Consider the following 14,914-nt stretch of genomic DNA (forward strand, 5'->3'; position numbering starts at 1 on the left):
GGCCACCTCGCCACGCCACCGGTGATCCCGCAGCCCACCCCCACCCAGCTCGATCTCCTCTATCTCCTCGGGGTGGATCCACGGCAGCTCCGGTGACGATCACAGACCTGCGGAAAACGGGGCTAGGACGCGGCGGTGGTCGTCGGGGGCTGGAGGTAGGTCGAGCTTGGTGAGGATGCCGTTGACGTGTTTGGCGACGGCCGCGTCGGAGATGGCGAGGCGGCGGCTGATCGCGGTGTTGGAGCGGCCCTCCGCCATGAGGGCGAGCACGTCCCGTTCCCGGGGGGTGAGGCGTTCGAGGGTAGTGCGCAGGCGACGGCGGGTGAGCAGGCGGCGGACCACGTCGGGGTCGATGACGGTGCCCTGGGCGGCCACCTGATCGAGGGCGTCGAGGAATTCGGTGACGTCGCCGACGCGGTCCTTGAGCAGGTAGCCGATGCCTGGACCGGTTTCGACGAGTTCGGCGGCGTTGGTGTGCTCGACGTACTGGGAGAGGATCAGGACGGGCAGGCCAGGGTGAAGGCGGCGCAGCTGCAAGGCGGCGCGTAGCCCTTCGTCGCGGAAGTCCGGCGGCATGCGGATGTCGGTGATCACGGCGTCGGGTGTCTCCTGGGCCACGGCGGCGAGCAGTTCAGCCGCGTCGGCGACGGCACGGACGCTGTGCCCGAAGTGGGTCAGGATATGGGTCAGCCCTTCGCGCAGCAGAGCGGAATCCTCGGCGAGCACTACGCGCACGGCAACTCCACGCCCAGCACCGTGGGGCCGCCCGGCGGGCTGGTCAGCGTGATCCTGCCGTTGAGCACCGAGACGCGGTCGGCCAGGCCCATCAGCCCGCTGCCGCGCGCCGGGTCGGCTCCGCCGGAGCCGTCGTCGCGGACCTCCAGCACCAGCAGCCGGCCCTGCCGCCACACGCCGATCCAGACCTGCCGGGCGTTGCTGTGCCGGATCACGTTGGTGAGGGCTTCGCCGATGACGAACCACGCGGTCGCCTCCACCGGTCCGGGTGGCCGCTCCGGCAGGTCGATGTCGGCCTGGACCGGCACGGCGCAGTGCTCGGCCAGCTCGGCCACGGCGGCGGGGAGACCTCGGTCGGTGAGGATCTGGGGATGGATGCCGTGCACGAGATCGCGCAGCTCCCCCAGCGTGGCCCTGGCCTGCTCGTACGCCTTGCCGACCAGGTCACGGGCGACGGGCGGCGCGTCAGCGAGCTGGAGTTTCGCCAGGCCCAGCGTCATGATGACGCCCGTCAGCCGCTGCTGGGCGCCATCATGCAGGTCACGCTCGATGCGGCGGCGTTGCGCGTCCATGGCGTCCATGATCCGTGCCCGGGATCGGGTCAGTTCCATCACCTCGGCGTCGAACGAGTGGGACACGAGCGTACGGGTGAGCGTCGCGCGACCCGCGGCGTACGCGGTGATCAAGTACATGACGACGGGCAGGGTCAGCACGCCGACGGCGGTGAGCGCGAACGCCTGCGGCAGCTGGGCGGCCACCAGACCGAAGATCTTATCGGGCTGGTAGTCCGGCAGGAGCACGACCAGCGCGGGGAAGCCGATCAGGTAGAGGGCGCAGCAGAAGAGCAGGCCGACCACGGCGTCCAGCCAGGCCAGCCCGAGCGCGAACAGCAGCGCGTAGCCGAGCTCCCGCCAGGTGGCCGTCTCCCCGAAACGGGCGCCGATCCAGCCCCACAGCCCGGGGCGTACGAGCCGGGGGTGGGGGGACGGCGCGGGTGCGGTGTCCACGAGCCGCAGCCGCCACCGCTCGACCGCGGCCAGCGGGATTCCGGCGAGGAGCACGCCGAGGCCGAACGCGGGGACGGCGATCAGTCCCGTGACCGCGGCCACCCACACGGTCGCGACGATCCAGCCGGTCAGCACGTAGGCGAGCGAGCGCCACGGCCACGACGAGGCGAGGAATCGCAGCGGGCCGCGGGTCATCGCCCGCCAGCCGTGCCCCGGTCGCCGCGTGTGCATGGACGAAACAGTAGGCCCGCTCGGCCGGTATGGCCTTCCCGCCGGGACCACCCTCGGGGGTAGTGCTGGCGTTACCTTCAGGGGCACCCGCACGCCACTGACATCGCCGCGGGCGACGGGGACGCTCGCAGCATGGAAATCGACGACGAGGCGGCCGTGCGGCTGCGGGCGGTGCGCAAGGTGTACGGCGCCGGCCTGGCCGCCGTCACCGCGCTGGACGAGGTGAGCGTGGACTTCGCCGCGGGCACGTTCACCGCGCTGATGGGGCCCTCGGGTTCGGGCAAGTCCACCCTGCTCCAGTGCGCGGCCGGGCTGGACCGGCCGACGTCCGGCGAGGTCCTGCTGGGCGGGACGAGGCTGGGCGAGCTGGACGAGACGCGGCTGACGTTGCTGCGCCGGGACCGGATCGGGTTCGTCTTCCAGGCGTTCAATCTGCTGCCGTTTCTGGACGCCGAGTCCAACGTGGCGCTGCCGCTGCTGCTGGCCGGTCGCCGCCCGCGCCGGGCGGAGACGACGGCGATGCTGGCCGCGGTCGGGCTCGCGGACCGGGCCGGCCACCGTCCCGGGCAGCTGTCCGGCGGGCAGCAGCAGCGCGTGGCCATCGCCCGCGCGCTGGTGACCCGCCCGCAGGTGCTGTTCGCCGACGAGCCCACCGGCAACCTGGACTCCGCCACCGGGCGCGGCGTGCTCACGCTGCTCCGCTCCCTGGTGGACGAGCGCGGCCAGACCATCGTCATGGTGACCCACGATCCGGTGGCCGCCTCCTGCGCCGACCGGGTGGTGTTCCTGCGGGACGGCCGTCCGGTCGGCGAGCTGGCCGGGCCGACGCCGCAGGCGGTCGCGGAGCGGATGACGGCGCTGGAGACGGCGCCGTGATCCGGCTCATCTGGCCCGGCCTCGCCGCCCGCCGCTCGAGCCTGACCGGCTCGTTCCTAGCCCTCGCGCTCGGCGTCGCGCTGTGCGCGGCCGCCGGCGCCGCCCTCGTCGCCGCGCTCGACCCGCCCGGCGACCGGCCATTGTGGTACGCCACGCCGGACGTGGTGATCGCCGGGCCGGACCGGGCGGGGGGCCGGGGGGAACCAGGGAACGCCGTCCTGCCCCCGGGCGAGCGCGGCCACCTGCCACCTGGCATCCCAGCCCGGCTGGCCGCGCTGGACGGCGCCGGGCGAATGGTCGTGGACATGGCCGTCTACGCCCGGCTCGACGGCGTGGCCGAGGCCCACCCGTGGTCGGCCGCCGCCCTGCATCCAGGCGTGTTCCTGGCCGGTGGACCGCCACGGACCGACGGCCAGGTCGTGCTGCCCGCGCCGACCGCGCGGCGGCCGGGTGACCAGGTCACGGTGGCCACGGCCGACGGCCCGCGACGGTTCGTGGTCAGCGGAGTGCTGGACACCCCGGCCCCGCAGTCGCTGTACGTCGCCGACGCCACCGCCGCCCGGCTCGCCCACGGACGGATCGCCGCGGTGGCCCTGTTCACCCCGTCGGCCGACGCCGACGCCGTGGCCGCCCGCGCGCGGGTGGCGCTGGCCGATCGGCCGGAGCTGCGCGTGCTCACCGGTGAGTCCCGGCGTTCGGCGCACCCTGACCCGGACGCGGGACTGCTGCTGGTCGCCACCACCCTGCTGGGGGAGTCCGCCGCCGTGGCCTGTCTGGTGTCCGCGTTCGTGGTCGCCGGCGCGTTCACCTTCACGGTGGCACAACGGCGGCGGGAGTTCGGGCTGCTGCGCGCCGCCGGGGCCACGCCGCGGCAGATCCGCCGCCTCGTGCTCGGCGAGGCGCTCGGGGTCGGTGTGCTGGCCGGGCTCGCGGGCTGCGCGCTCGGCGCCGCGATCGCGGAGCCGTTCGCTCGCCGGCTGGCCGCCGCCGGTCTGGCGCCGCCCGGTTTCACCGTCCGGATCACCCCGTGGCCGATGGCCGCGGCATTCACCCTCGGTGTGGTCGTGGCCGTCGTCGGCGCCTGGCGGGCGGCCCGCCGCGCCGCCGCGGTACGGCCGGTCGAGGCGCTCCGGGGGGCCGCGGTGGAGCGCCCCGCGATGACGTGGGTCCGGTGGCTGGCGGGGCTGGCCTGCCTGGCCGGAATCGTGCCGATCATTCCGCTCATGCGCACCCCGGAGGGGGCCGCGTACCTGCTCGTCGTCGTGCTGCTGCTGATCCTCGCGGGCGCGGCGCTGGCCCCGGCTGTCGTGCCGCTCCTGGTCCGGACGCTCACCGTCGCCGTTCGTGGCCCGGTCAGGGTGCTGGCACGCGAGAGCGCGCTGGCCGCCGTTCGGCGGACCGCGGCCACCGCCGTGCCGGTGCTCGCCACCGTGGGGCTCGCCGGGGCGTCCCTGGCCGGTACGGCGACGCTCTCCGCCGCGCAGGCCTTGGGTGCCCGCGACCACGTCACCGCGTCCGCCGTGGTGATCCCCGCGGGGGCGGCGGCGCTGCCGGATCCGGCCGCCGCCACGGCGGAGCGGGTGCCCGGCGTCACGGCGGCCGTACGGATCAAGCAGACGTTCGCCTATGACCGCGACGACCGCATGATCCGGCAGCATGCCGCCTGGTATGTCGACGGAGCCGCTGCGGCACGGGTGCTGCGCCTGCCCGTCACGGCCGGCTCCGCGGCAGGGCTCACCGGCGACACCGTGGCGGTGTCCCAGTCGCTGGCGGAGGCCCACGGCTGGCGGGTGGGGACGAAGGCGGCACTGTGGCTCGGCGACGGCGCCTTGGTACTGCCCCGCGTGGTCGCCACGTTCCGGGACCGGCTGGGGCTGCCCGCCGTGCTGCTGCCGTGGACGACGCTCCACGAGCACTCTTCCGTGCCGCTGCCCGACGCGCTCTACCTGGCCCTCGCCCCCGGCGCCGAGCGCGCCGTCGAGGATGCGGTACGGCCGCTGGGCGGAACGCTGACCTCCACCGGAAAACATCTGTCCACCGTGGACGCCGAGTTCGACACCCTCTCCCGCCTCGCGCTGCTGGCGATCGTCGGCATGGCCGTCGTCTACACCGCCATCTCCATCGTCAACGTCCAGCTGATGGCCGCCGGAGAACGGGCGCGGGAACTGGCCATGCTCCGCCTCGCCGGAGCGACGCCCAGACAGGTGCTGCTCATCGTGGCGCACGAGGCCACGCTGGTCGGTGTCGCCGGCGGCCTGCTCGCCGGTGGAGTCACCGCCGCCACCCTCACCGCGGTCACGGCCGCGTTAAGCCCGCTCGTGTCCGCGGTGCCGATCGTGGTCCCCTGGGCGCCCCTGCTCGCGACCTCGGCTGGCTGCGTGCTGGTGGCACTGCTCACCAGCCTCGCCTGCGCCGTCCCGGCGGCCCATCTCCCGTCCCGGCTGAGAAGCCAGGTCAGTTGCAGGTGGCGACCTTGATCCAGTAGTTGGGGCGGGTTTGGCGGAGAGAGGTAGTGGTGCCGGTGGTGCCGAGGTATTGGCCGGAGCCGTTCGCGTAGGTGAGGAGGAAGAAGCGGACGGTGGCGCGGCCGGCGGAGACGTGGGTGCTGTTGGCCGCGCGGAAGCAGGGCTGGGGTGATGGGGTGGGCGACGGTGACGCGGACGGAGTCGAAGACGGGGTCACTGTTGGGGTCGCCGTCGGAGTCGCGGTCGGGGTCGCGGTTGGGGTCGCGGTTGGGGTCGCGGTTGGGGTCGCGGTTGGGGTCGCGGTTGGGGTCGCGGTTGGGGTCGCGGTTGGGGTCGGTGAAGGGGATGGGGTGTCGATTGGCGTGTGGAGGAGGGTGTTGGGAGAGCCGGTGCCCGGGGAGGTGACTTTGCCGGGGGTCGCGGCGGAGATGAGAGTGTCTCGGATCTGCTGGGGGGTGGCGGTGGGGGTGGTGGAGAGGAGGAGGGCGGCGGCGCCTACGACGTGGGGGGTGGCCATGGAGGTGCCGCTGATGGTGTTCTTCGCGGTGGCGGAGGTGTGCCAGGCGGAGACGATGTCACTGCCGGGGGCGAAGATGTCCAGGCAGGGGCCGAAGTTGGAGTAGGTGGCGCGGGCGTCGGTGCGGGTGGTGGCGCCTACCGTGATGCCGGCGGGGACGCGGGCCGGGGAGGAGTTGCAGGCGTTGGCGTTGCTGTTGCCTGCGGCGAGGCCGTACACGACGCCGGAGTTGATGGAGTTGGTGACGGCGGTGTCGAGGGCCTGGCTGGCGGAGCCGCCGAGGCTCATGTTGGCGACGGCGGGTTTGACGGCGTTCTGGGTGACCCAGTCGATCCCGGCGATCACGCCCGCGGTGGAGCCTCGGCCGCTGCAGTCGAGGACGCGGACGGCGACCAGCCGGACGCCCTTGGCGATGCCGTAGGTGGCGCCGCCGACGGTGCCGGCGACGTGGGTGCCGTGGCCGTTGCAGTCGGTGGCGTTGGCGTCGTTGTCGACCAGGTCCCGGCCGGAGGTGGCGCGGCCGCCGAAGTCCTGGTGGGTGGTGAGGATGCCGGTGTCGATGATGTACGCGGTGACGTTGGCGGCGGTCGTCGCGTACGAGTAGCGGTTGTTGAGGGGGAGCGCCCGCTGGTCGGTGCGGTCGAGGCCCCAGGAGGGCGGGTTGGGCTGGTCGGTGTCGAGGGTGATGGCCCGGTCCTGCTCGACGTAGGCCACGTCGGGGTCGGCGGCGAGCCGCCTGGCCTGAGCGGCCGAGGCCCGGAGCGAGAAGCCCTTGAGCGCCCGCTGGTACACGTTCTTGACCTGGCCGCCGTTCTCGGCGACAAGGTCACGGGACTGCGCCCGGACGTCTCCTTCACGCGGATCCTTCAGGACCACGATGTAACTTCCGGCGATCGACTCGGGCGAGCCCGCCCCAACAATGACGGCGGCGGACGGAACGGCGGCGGACGCGGGGGCCGCTAACCACCCACCCATCAGCGTGGCGGCGAGCACGGCGGCTACGCCTCGCGAGGGACGAGACGGGGGTTCTCCCACCCACCCAGCCCTTTGAGTTACCTCGGGGCTCCGCCCCGCCCCGCCCGCTCTCCGTGATTGCGGAGAGCCCCAAATACGCGAAGAACCCCAAATGCGCGGAACGCTCCAAGAGCGCGCAGAGGTCCAAGAGCCCCAAGAGCGCGGAACGCCCCAAGAGCGCGCAGAGCTCCAAGAACCCCAAGAGCGCAGAGGGTTCCAAGGGCTCCAAGGGCGCGGAAAACGGCTTGGGACGGCTTGGGGGGATCGGTGCGTTGAGGGGCGCATCGAGGGTCCTTTCCTGGGCAGCGAGTCACGAGCTTCCAGGAAATTTCCGGCTGAATTGGGTCGTATGTCATTTTCGATCTGACGAGCGGAGGGCGCGCAGCACGGCTAGTACAGTCGGCAGTTCGTGGTCGGCCAGTGACTCGACCAGTTCGCGTAGCTCCTTGCGCTGGGCGGCGGGGTCGTCGGCGAGCCAGCGCCCGCGTGGGCGGCGCGGGCCCAGCAGGGTCACCAGCGAGTGCGCGGGGAGCCCGAGGATCACCTCCAGCTCCCCTACGGCCGCCAGGGACGAAGACCGCTCCGGCCGGGACCTGCCCCGCTGCCAGTTGCTCAGGCTCGCCAGGCTGACCTGCGCCCCGCGCTCGGCGAGGCGCACGTGCAGCCGTTCCAGCGACAGCCCGCGGGCCGCGATGGCGGCCCGGAGCGCCCGTTCGAACGGACCGGTGCGCAGGAGTACGGCGAGTTCCCGTTCGGTCCCACGCACCCGGTCAGCTGCCACACATGTCACAGTTTCACCGCATCGCAGCGGCGTCTATCACTGCTGTGTGATCTTCATGTCATCTATCCCGGCCTCGACCAGTGAGGCGGTCGAGGCATCTGCGGCCTGCACCGTGATCTGCACGTTCTGCCCGGCGAAGCCTACGAGGTTCGCGGTCCCGGTCGTCCAGGCGCCGTTGCGGTTGCTGGCCGCCCCGAGCTGCTGGAACACCTGGGTGCCATTGACGAGCACCCGCAGATAGTCGGCGGTGGAGGAGTTGGATCCGTGCGCGAGATACCACGAGAACGACAGGGTCAGGGTTCCGGAAGCGGGCAGCGTGATGGACGGCGACCGGATCGACGTCACCCCGCCGTCCACGTCGAAGTCGCCCGCGGCGGCTCCCGCCGAAGCGCCGGTGACCAGGTCGAAGGAGCCGCTCACGGTGGTGCCGAGCTGCTTGGCCCCGCTGGAGGTGGTGGCCGCCGGATCGGCCCGCTGCCACTGGCCCGACGTGGCGGTGTCGGTGCCGAGCGGGTTGGTCGTCCAGCCGGTCGCGGTCTCGAACGTGTCGGTGTAGACGACCGTCGGCGGGGTGGCGTTGCAGTACTGGACCTCCTTGCCGATGATCCGGTAGACGCAGTCGGAGTATTCGAGGAACCGCAGCACGGCCTCGCGCAGGCGGGTGGTCTGGGGGACGATCTGCTCGTCCGGCGGGTAGAAGCCCGGGCTGGAGCTGACCGGGTACATCTCGATGGTGTAGGCGAAGATCTTGTAGACGCCCCACATCCAGTCGTCGATGGAGCCGTCGGTGATGTAGAGGTCGCTGGCCTGCTCCGGGGTGTATCCGTTGGTGGAGGCCATGTTCTGGCCGAGCGCGGCGTGCGCGTCGCGGTCGTCCTGGGTCAGGCCTGGCGCGGTGTTCGCTGTCGTGTAGCCGTACGGCCAGAGGATCAGTTCGCCGTAGGTGTGCCAGTCGACGGTGGACTTGATCTGCTGGACGCCGCCGACGACCCGGCTTCTGACGAAGTCGGCGACGGCCTTGACCTCGGGGGCGGATTCGGCCGAAGGGCCGCGGTAGGTCTCGCTGGAGGTCGTACCGGACGAGCCGCCGCAGCAGCCCCACTGGTAGCCCCAGTTGCGGTTGAGGTCGGTGCCGACGGCCGAGGAGCCGGTGTTGGGCTGGCGGTTCTTCCGCCAGGAGCGGTAGGAGCCGGTGGCGATGTCGTACTCGCCGCCGTCGGGGTTGAGGTCGGGCATGATCCAGATTTCCCGGCCGTTCACGATGTCGGTGATCCGGGAGTCGGTGCCGTAGTTGTCGGTGAGGAGGTTGAGCAGGTAGATCGCCATTTCCACGGTCAGGTGCTCGCGCGCGTGCTGGTGCGCGGTGAACAGCACCTCGGGCTCGTTCTCGTCGGCGGCCACATTGTCGCTGATCTTGACGGCCATCAGGTCCCGGCCCTGGTACGACGTGCCGTAGCTGATCTTCCTGGCGATCCCGGGATGGTCGGCGACCACCTGGTTCACGACCGCCGTCAGCTCGGCGAAGTTGTGGTATGCGCTGTCGGCCGCCGGGAAGTCCAGCGGCTGCGGCACCTGGGGACCGAGTTTGGGAGCGAGGACGGTGACGGTGTAGCCGAGTTGCCTGATCGCGGCGACTTCGGCCTCGGTGGCGGTCACCACGACCGAGGTCGCCGCCACTTCGTCGATGGCCGCGCCGGTGGCGGCGATGTCGCTGCGCTGGGGCTGCGTGCTCGCCCCTGAGACCAGATACTGCCGGTTGGGCAGCGGCTCCGCCGCCGACTGTGCCGCGCCGGCGCCGGTGAATCCCCAGGCGCAGAACACAACGAACAGCACGAACCCCGTTAAGACGCGTTTCACCCTTTTTGACCTCCATCTGCGGACTTGTCCACAACGTGAGATGGAGGCACCTTTCGTTCAAGTGCATCACACGCCCATAAGTCAAGATAGTTACGCCATAGAGTCAGATCGCTGGACTTCTCCCCCAATACTGTGATTTTTCAATGACGAAGGCCCGGCCCCCTCGGAAGGGAGACCGGGCCTTCAGAAAAACAGGGTCAGACCGGTTTGTCCCTGCCGTCGTACCCGAGCAGCCGCATGGCCACGTCGGGTTCCATCGCCGCGGCCAGCAGCTGCGCCCGCTCGTTGGCCCGATCCCGGGCCTCCTCCGCGCGCTTGCGCGTCGCCTGCTGCGCCCGCAGCACCGCGACCATGGCGCCCACCAGACCGGCGAACACCAGGAACCCGACCAGGAAGGCGATCGCCGTGCCCGCCGTGAACCCGCCCGAGGGGGCCAGCTCGGCCGAATCCGGCGTGGCGACACCGCTGCCGAAGGTCACGACCAGCACGACCACGAACACCGCCAGCGCCAGCGAGGCCCCGAGCAGCGCCCACAGCATGCCACGCGACTTGGGCTCCTCCGCAGGCGGCGGCTGATACGGCTGCGCGTACCCCGGTGCGTACCCGGGTGGCGGCGGCGGAGGCGCAGGCTGCCCGCCGCCGTTCCACGGCACGAACTCGGGCTGCGCCACCTCGGCCACCGGCCCGCCGTTGCCGTTGACCTTCACGATCTCGGCGGTGGCGAAGCTCGGCGGCGGGGTGCCCAGACCGGGGCCGCCAGCCGCGACGGCCACCGGCTCCAGCTGGAGCAGCGGCCGCGCCACCGGCAGCGGCAACATCGAGACGCCGTGCTCCAGGTGCGCCCGCAGCGCCGCCTCGTGATAGGCCTCGATCTCCTCGATGAACTGCACGTCCTTGTAGATCGCGCCGTTCACGACCGTGCCCTGCACGCCCTCCATGACCGCCTTGACGTCGTCGCCGCTGAGCGTCTTGTACGTCTCGAGCGCGTGCGCCACCGCGAGCACTTCCTCCCGGTTCTCCCGGAGCAGGTCCTCGGCCTTCTCCAGCAGCCGCCGCAGCGTGAACTCCACCCGCATGCCGAGCTCGTTGGGCGCGATCCGGTCGCCCTTGCTGCCCGGCTGCGCGGCCAGGAAGCCGATCTCCGCGGGCCCGCCCCTGCGGCGCTGGTCGGGGGCGCCCGGCATGATCCCCATCTGCTGCAGCGCGGGCAGCGAGGAGATCCCCGCGCCCATGCCCCAGTGCGACTCCATGTGCCCGGCCACCATCGTGGCGCTGGCCAGGTCGCTGGAGACGCCGGAGGAGTTATCGTCGCCGAAGAACAGCCGCTCCCCCGCCAGCGAGGCGAGCGAGACCAGGATGTCGGCCTCGTAGGTGGAGCGCCATTCGGTGAACTGGTCCTCCACCGGGATCTGGGACACCATGCCCAGGTAGTACGAGCCCTTCTCGATCGTGGCCAGGTCGATCTCCAGGTTGTGCTGGACCCGGACCGCCATGACCGCGTGGCAGGCCTCGTGCACGGCGGTGGCGTGCCGCTCGCGCTCGACATACTCGACGCCTTCCGGCGGGCCGAGCTTCTTGAGGTGCTTGGCCTTGATCACGTCCTGCCAGGTGATCACCTCGCGGCCGTCCCGGATGGCGGTGATCAGGGACTCGTTGACCAGGTCCTTGATCGTCGCGCCGGTGCCGTACGGCGTGATGGTGGCCAGCTTCTCCATCTGCGCTTCGGTGAGCTCGTGGTTGACCTTGCCGAAGTAGCCCTCGTAGGTGCGGAGCCGGCCCGCCTTCGAGGGGTAGCCGACCTTGTAGATGCGGTCGATCCGGCCGGGCCGCAGCAGCGCCTCGTCCAGCGCGTTGGGCATGTTGGTGGCCATCATGACGAGGATGCGGTACTTGGGCGGGGGCTTGGGGCGCATGCCGAGCAGGCGCCGTACGTGCCGGTTGATGATGCCGCGCGGCTTCTTCAGGCCGGACAGCTCGGTGAGCAGGGCCTGCAGGGTGCCCATGTCACCGCCGCCGCCGGCCATGCCGCCCATCATGAACATGTTCCGGCGGGACTTCGGCTCCTCGGGCGGCGTGAACGCGTTCGCCAGCTGGGAGAGCGTGTCGCCGGACAGGTAGGAGTGCCCGTTGCAGTCGCCCTTCCCGAACGCGCCGGTCATGCCGGGCCCGGTCTGCGGGCCCTGTTGGGCCAGCGAGCCGCGGCGCCCGAGCGAGTCGGCCTCGTCGAAGAAGACGATCACGCCGCCGTACCGCAGGGCCAGCTTGCGCAGCTTGCGGAAGAGCGACTTGACCTTGAGGATGCCGATGCCCATGAACATGTTCACGAACGCGCCCGGATCCACGAACACGTACGGCTTGCCGGTCTCCCCCGCGACCGCCTCGGCCATCAGGGTCTTGCCGGTCCCGGGCGGGCCCCACAGCAGCAGGCCGCTGGGCACGTAGCCGCCGCGCTGCTCGATCTCGTCGGGCCGCTCCAGGAAGACGATGTTCTCCTTGACCCGCTCGACCACGTGGTCCTGGCCCCAGACGTCGGAGAAGCGCGTCTTGATGTCGTCGGGGAAGTAGGTCTCCATCCCACCCCGGGACAGGAACCAGAAGATGACCACGAACTGCAGCACGACGAACACCAGGATCATGCTGTACTGGATGATCATCGGCAGCCACGACCACACCAGGGCCGGAGCCTGGAACAGCGCCTGGATCGGCGTCGGGTCGTTGGGCAGCAGCTCGGCCAGGACGAAGGCGATGAGCGTGATCCAGAACGCCCATTTGATCACCCGGGCCAGCCGGAATCTGCCCCAGTCGCTGAAGGTGCGGTGGGTCCATCGCTCGAAGCCGCCGAAGACGCCCTTGGTCCAGAAGCGGTGGTATCCGGCGGATCGCTCGCTGATCAGGAAGTGCACCTGGCGGAGGGCGTCGACGCCGATCAGCCAGAGGATCCACGGGGTGGCGGCGGCCTGCTCGTAGAAGGCGTCCTGGAGGGTCATGATGCCCTCGTACTCGCCATAGGTCTTGAAGCTCAGCAGCAGGAACGCCACGCCCAGGAAAATGATGATCTTCGAGCGGTCCCAGAAGGCCATCTTCTTGCGGGTCTTCGGGTCCCGGTCGTCAGGGCCCGTACCTGGGGGGCGGAGCCCTTCGTATTCCGGTCGGGTGGCCGACTTCATGGCAGCGTCACCACCCGGGTTTCTGATCTATGGACAAGGTGGGCTCCTTACCCGAGCGACTTCCTGATCTTGAATGACTGGGTGATCCCGTCCAGTTCGGCGGCCCGCTGGCGGTAGCAGGTCGCAGAGCAGCGGACGAGCAGGATGGAGACCTTGGTGTTGCCCGCGTTCAGATACCCGGTGAGGTCGAAGGTGTGCGTCTCACCCGTCGGCCCGAGCTGGTAGTTGAAGCGGACGTGCACGCCACTGGCGCCATCCCCGGGCTCGAGCACCTCGTCATCGAGCAGCTCGAAGTTCTGCAGGGGGAACTCCGGGTTCGACTGCGTGATCTGGTCGCGCAGGGACTTGGTCACCGGCCACACCCAGTTGCGCAGGGTGTTCAGCGACATGGTGTCCCGCTGCTCCTCGGTGAGCGGCTGGACCACGGAGTACACGAACGGTTCCTCGGCCTTGACGCCGAGGGGGATGAAATGCTGCGCGCCAGGGCTGGCCGCGTCGCCGTCGAAGGCGGCCGTCCAGACGAACTGCGCGCGCATGCGGGCGCTCTCGGAATTGGGATCCTCGCCATAGAGGATCTGCTGGATGGGTTTGTGGTCGACCTTTGACCAGGAGGCCGGAACCTTGAAATAGGTCTCGCCCTCGTTGTCACGGACATACGTGAACTGGGAGCCACCACATCCGGCGAGGCCAGCGACGAGCGCACCCGCCGCGAGGGACGCCAGTCCTGCGATACGCACCCGCGATCTTTTCACCTGGGCCATACCTCCGCTTTGCGGGTCTACGAGGTAGTAGTGCCCGTTTTCCCAGTATCCATCTCACGCTGAGCTTGTTACATCTGGGAAAACTTGACCAAATCTTGCCCAGATCTTAGCTCGACTTGTTACATGATCACAGCATGCGGAAACCCGGGTTTGGTTGAAGTATAAAACTTTTTTCCGCCTGGCCCTGGCGCGCGATCGGGCTGAGGATGGAGATAACGAACCGGGAGTCTGAGATGAGCGAACACGAGGTCGGCGAGGTCGGGCAAGACCTGGGCGACCCGCGGACGCGCGGAATGGAGATCATGAAGCGGGTCTACGGCTGGGAGCACGTCGGCGACTCGCCAGGCGACTTCTTCGCCATGACGGTCGAGCACCTCTTCGCCCAGGTCTGGGGGCGCGGCGTGTTGTCGATGCGGGACCGGCGCCTGCTGCTGATCGGCCTGCTCCTCGGCCAGGGCCTGGACGAGGCGCTCGCCACCCAGCTCGACGCCGCGCTGCGCGCCGGTGACCTGACCGCGGCCGAACTGCGGGAGATGGTGGTCTTCCTCACCCACTACGCGGGCTGGACCCGCGGCGCGAAGTTGAACGACCAGGTCGAGGAGATCATCGCGCGCACCCTCGACTGAAATCAGAAACCCGTCCCATAGCCAGCCGCATAGCCGCCTGCCAGGCAACTCACCGCCGCGGCTGTCCAGATCACGACTTTCTGATTAATAAGCTACCGCCATGCCCACCGCACTCATCACCGGCGCCACCGCGGGAATCGGCGCGGCCTACACCCGCCGCCTCGGCGGCGACGGCTTCTCGCTGGTGCTGGTCGCCCGCGACCGGGACCGCCTCGCCGCCGACGCCGCGGCCCTGCGCCGCCGGTACGGCGTCACGGTCGAGACGCTGCCCGCCGACCTGTCCACCGACGCGGGCCTGACGGCGGTCGAGGATCGCCTCGCCCAAGGGGTCGACCTGCTGGTCAACAACGCCGGGTTCGGCCACCCCGGCGAGTTCCTCAAGGTCCCGGTGGAAGCCGAGCTGACCATGCTCAAGGTGCACTGCGAGGCGGTGCTGCGGCTGACCTACGCCGCGCTGCCTGCCATGCGGGAGAAGGGGCGGGGCGGGGTGATCAATGTCGCCTCGGTGGCGGCGTTCTTCTCCCGGGGGACCTACAGCGCGACCAAGGCGTGGGTGGTCAACTTCAGCGGCTCGGTCGCGGCCGAGGTGGCCGGATCGGGCGTGCGGGTGATGGCGCTGTGCCCCGGCCTCGTGCGGACCGAGTTCCACCAGCGGGCCCAGATGGACACCTCCGGCATCCCGGGCTTCCTCTGGCTGTCCGCCGACGACGTGGTCCGGGCCTCGATGCGCGACCTCGCGCTCGGCAAGGTGGTCAGCGTGCCCAGCCTGCGGTACAAGGCGATCGTGAGCGTGGGGCGGCTGCTCCCGCAGAACCAGATCGCCAGGATCTCCACCCGGCTGGGCCGCAGATTCCGCTGAGCGCGCGTCCACCCGCGA

11 protein-coding genes are annotated in these 14,914 nt (G+C 70.5%); 4 read left to right on the forward strand and 7 right to left on the reverse strand.

All coding sequences use genetic code 11. The features are described 5' to 3' along the window. Positions 1 to 99: 99 nt before the first annotated feature. Together ABGB08_RS20635 and ABGB08_RS20640 are read right to left on the reverse strand one after the other, a co-directional pair. Positions 100 to 735, reverse strand: a complete 636-nt coding sequence (locus ABGB08_RS20635) for a response regulator transcription factor (protein ID WP_347592624.1) — start codon at positions 733 to 735, stop codon at positions 100 to 102. Further along, positions 726 to 1,973, reverse strand: a complete 1,248-nt coding sequence (locus ABGB08_RS20640) for a sensor domain-containing protein (protein ID WP_347592626.1) — start codon at positions 1,971 to 1,973, stop codon at positions 726 to 728. Before ABGB08_RS20640 ends, ABGB08_RS20635 begins: the two co-directional genes overlap by 10 nt. Before the next feature lie 132 nt (positions 1,974 to 2,105). Here ABGB08_RS20640 and ABGB08_RS20645 point away from each other — a divergent pair, with 132 nt between their 5' ends. Together ABGB08_RS20645 and ABGB08_RS20650 are read left to right on the forward strand one after the other, a co-directional pair. Further along, positions 2,106 to 2,849, forward strand: a complete 744-nt coding sequence (locus tag ABGB08_RS20645; RefSeq protein ID WP_347592628.1) for an ABC transporter ATP-binding protein — start codon at positions 2,106 to 2,108, stop codon at positions 2,847 to 2,849. After that, positions 2,846 to 5,326, forward strand: a complete 2,481-nt coding sequence (locus ABGB08_RS20650; RefSeq protein ID WP_347592630.1) for an FtsX-like permease family protein — start codon at positions 2,846 to 2,848, stop codon at positions 5,324 to 5,326. Before ABGB08_RS20645 ends, ABGB08_RS20650 begins: the two co-directional genes overlap by 4 nt. Here ABGB08_RS20650 and ABGB08_RS20655 read toward each other — a convergent pair. From ABGB08_RS20655 to ABGB08_RS20675, 5 genes are all read right to left on the reverse strand, one after another. After that, entirely contained in the window at positions 5,304 to 6,824 is a 1,521-nt protein-coding gene (locus ABGB08_RS20655) for a S8 family peptidase (RefSeq protein WP_347592632.1), read from the reverse strand. The genes ABGB08_RS20650 and ABGB08_RS20655 overlap by 23 nt on opposite strands. A gap of 373 nt (positions 6,825 to 7,197) precedes the next feature. Next, positions 7,198 to 7,626, reverse strand: a complete 429-nt coding sequence (locus ABGB08_RS20660; RefSeq protein WP_347592634.1) for a hypothetical protein — start codon at positions 7,624 to 7,626, stop codon at positions 7,198 to 7,200. A 36-nt stretch (positions 7,627 to 7,662) separates the two neighbouring features. Next, positions 7,663 to 9,483, reverse strand: a complete 1,821-nt coding sequence (locus tag ABGB08_RS20665; protein WP_347592636.1) for a M14 family metallopeptidase — start codon at positions 9,481 to 9,483, stop codon at positions 7,663 to 7,665. Positions 9,484 to 9,680: 197 nt separating this feature from the next. Further along, positions 9,681 to 12,650, reverse strand: coding sequence for an AAA family ATPase (locus ABGB08_RS20670; protein ID WP_347592638.1), 2,970 nt, complete (start codon positions 12,648 to 12,650; stop codon positions 9,681 to 9,683). Positions 12,651 to 12,697: 47 nt separating this feature from the next. Continuing rightward, the gene (locus tag ABGB08_RS20675; RefSeq protein ID WP_347592640.1) at positions 12,698 to 13,387 is read right to left on the reverse strand and encodes a hypothetical protein; all 690 of its coding nucleotides are present in this window, start codon (positions 13,385 to 13,387) and stop codon (positions 12,698 to 12,700) included. Between the two features lie 257 nt (positions 13,388 to 13,644). Here ABGB08_RS20675 and ABGB08_RS20680 point away from each other — a divergent pair, with 257 nt between their 5' ends. Both ABGB08_RS20680 and ABGB08_RS20685 read left to right on the forward strand, forming a co-directional pair. Next, positions 13,645 to 14,037, forward strand: coding sequence for a carboxymuconolactone decarboxylase family protein (locus ABGB08_RS20680; protein ID WP_347592642.1), 393 nt, complete (start codon positions 13,645 to 13,647; stop codon positions 14,035 to 14,037). Positions 14,038 to 14,137: 100 nt separating this feature from the next. Continuing rightward, positions 14,138 to 14,896: an SDR family NAD(P)-dependent oxidoreductase gene (locus tag ABGB08_RS20685; RefSeq protein ID WP_347592644.1), complete on the forward strand. Its 759-nt coding sequence runs from the start codon at positions 14,138 to 14,140 to the stop codon at positions 14,894 to 14,896. Positions 14,897 to 14,914: the final 18 nt, after the last annotated feature.

It is taken from the genome of Acrocarpospora sp. B8E8, from assembly GCF_039871605.1.
Classification (GTDB): Bacteria; Actinomycetota; Actinomycetes; order Streptosporangiales; family Streptosporangiaceae; genus Acrocarpospora; species Acrocarpospora macrocephala.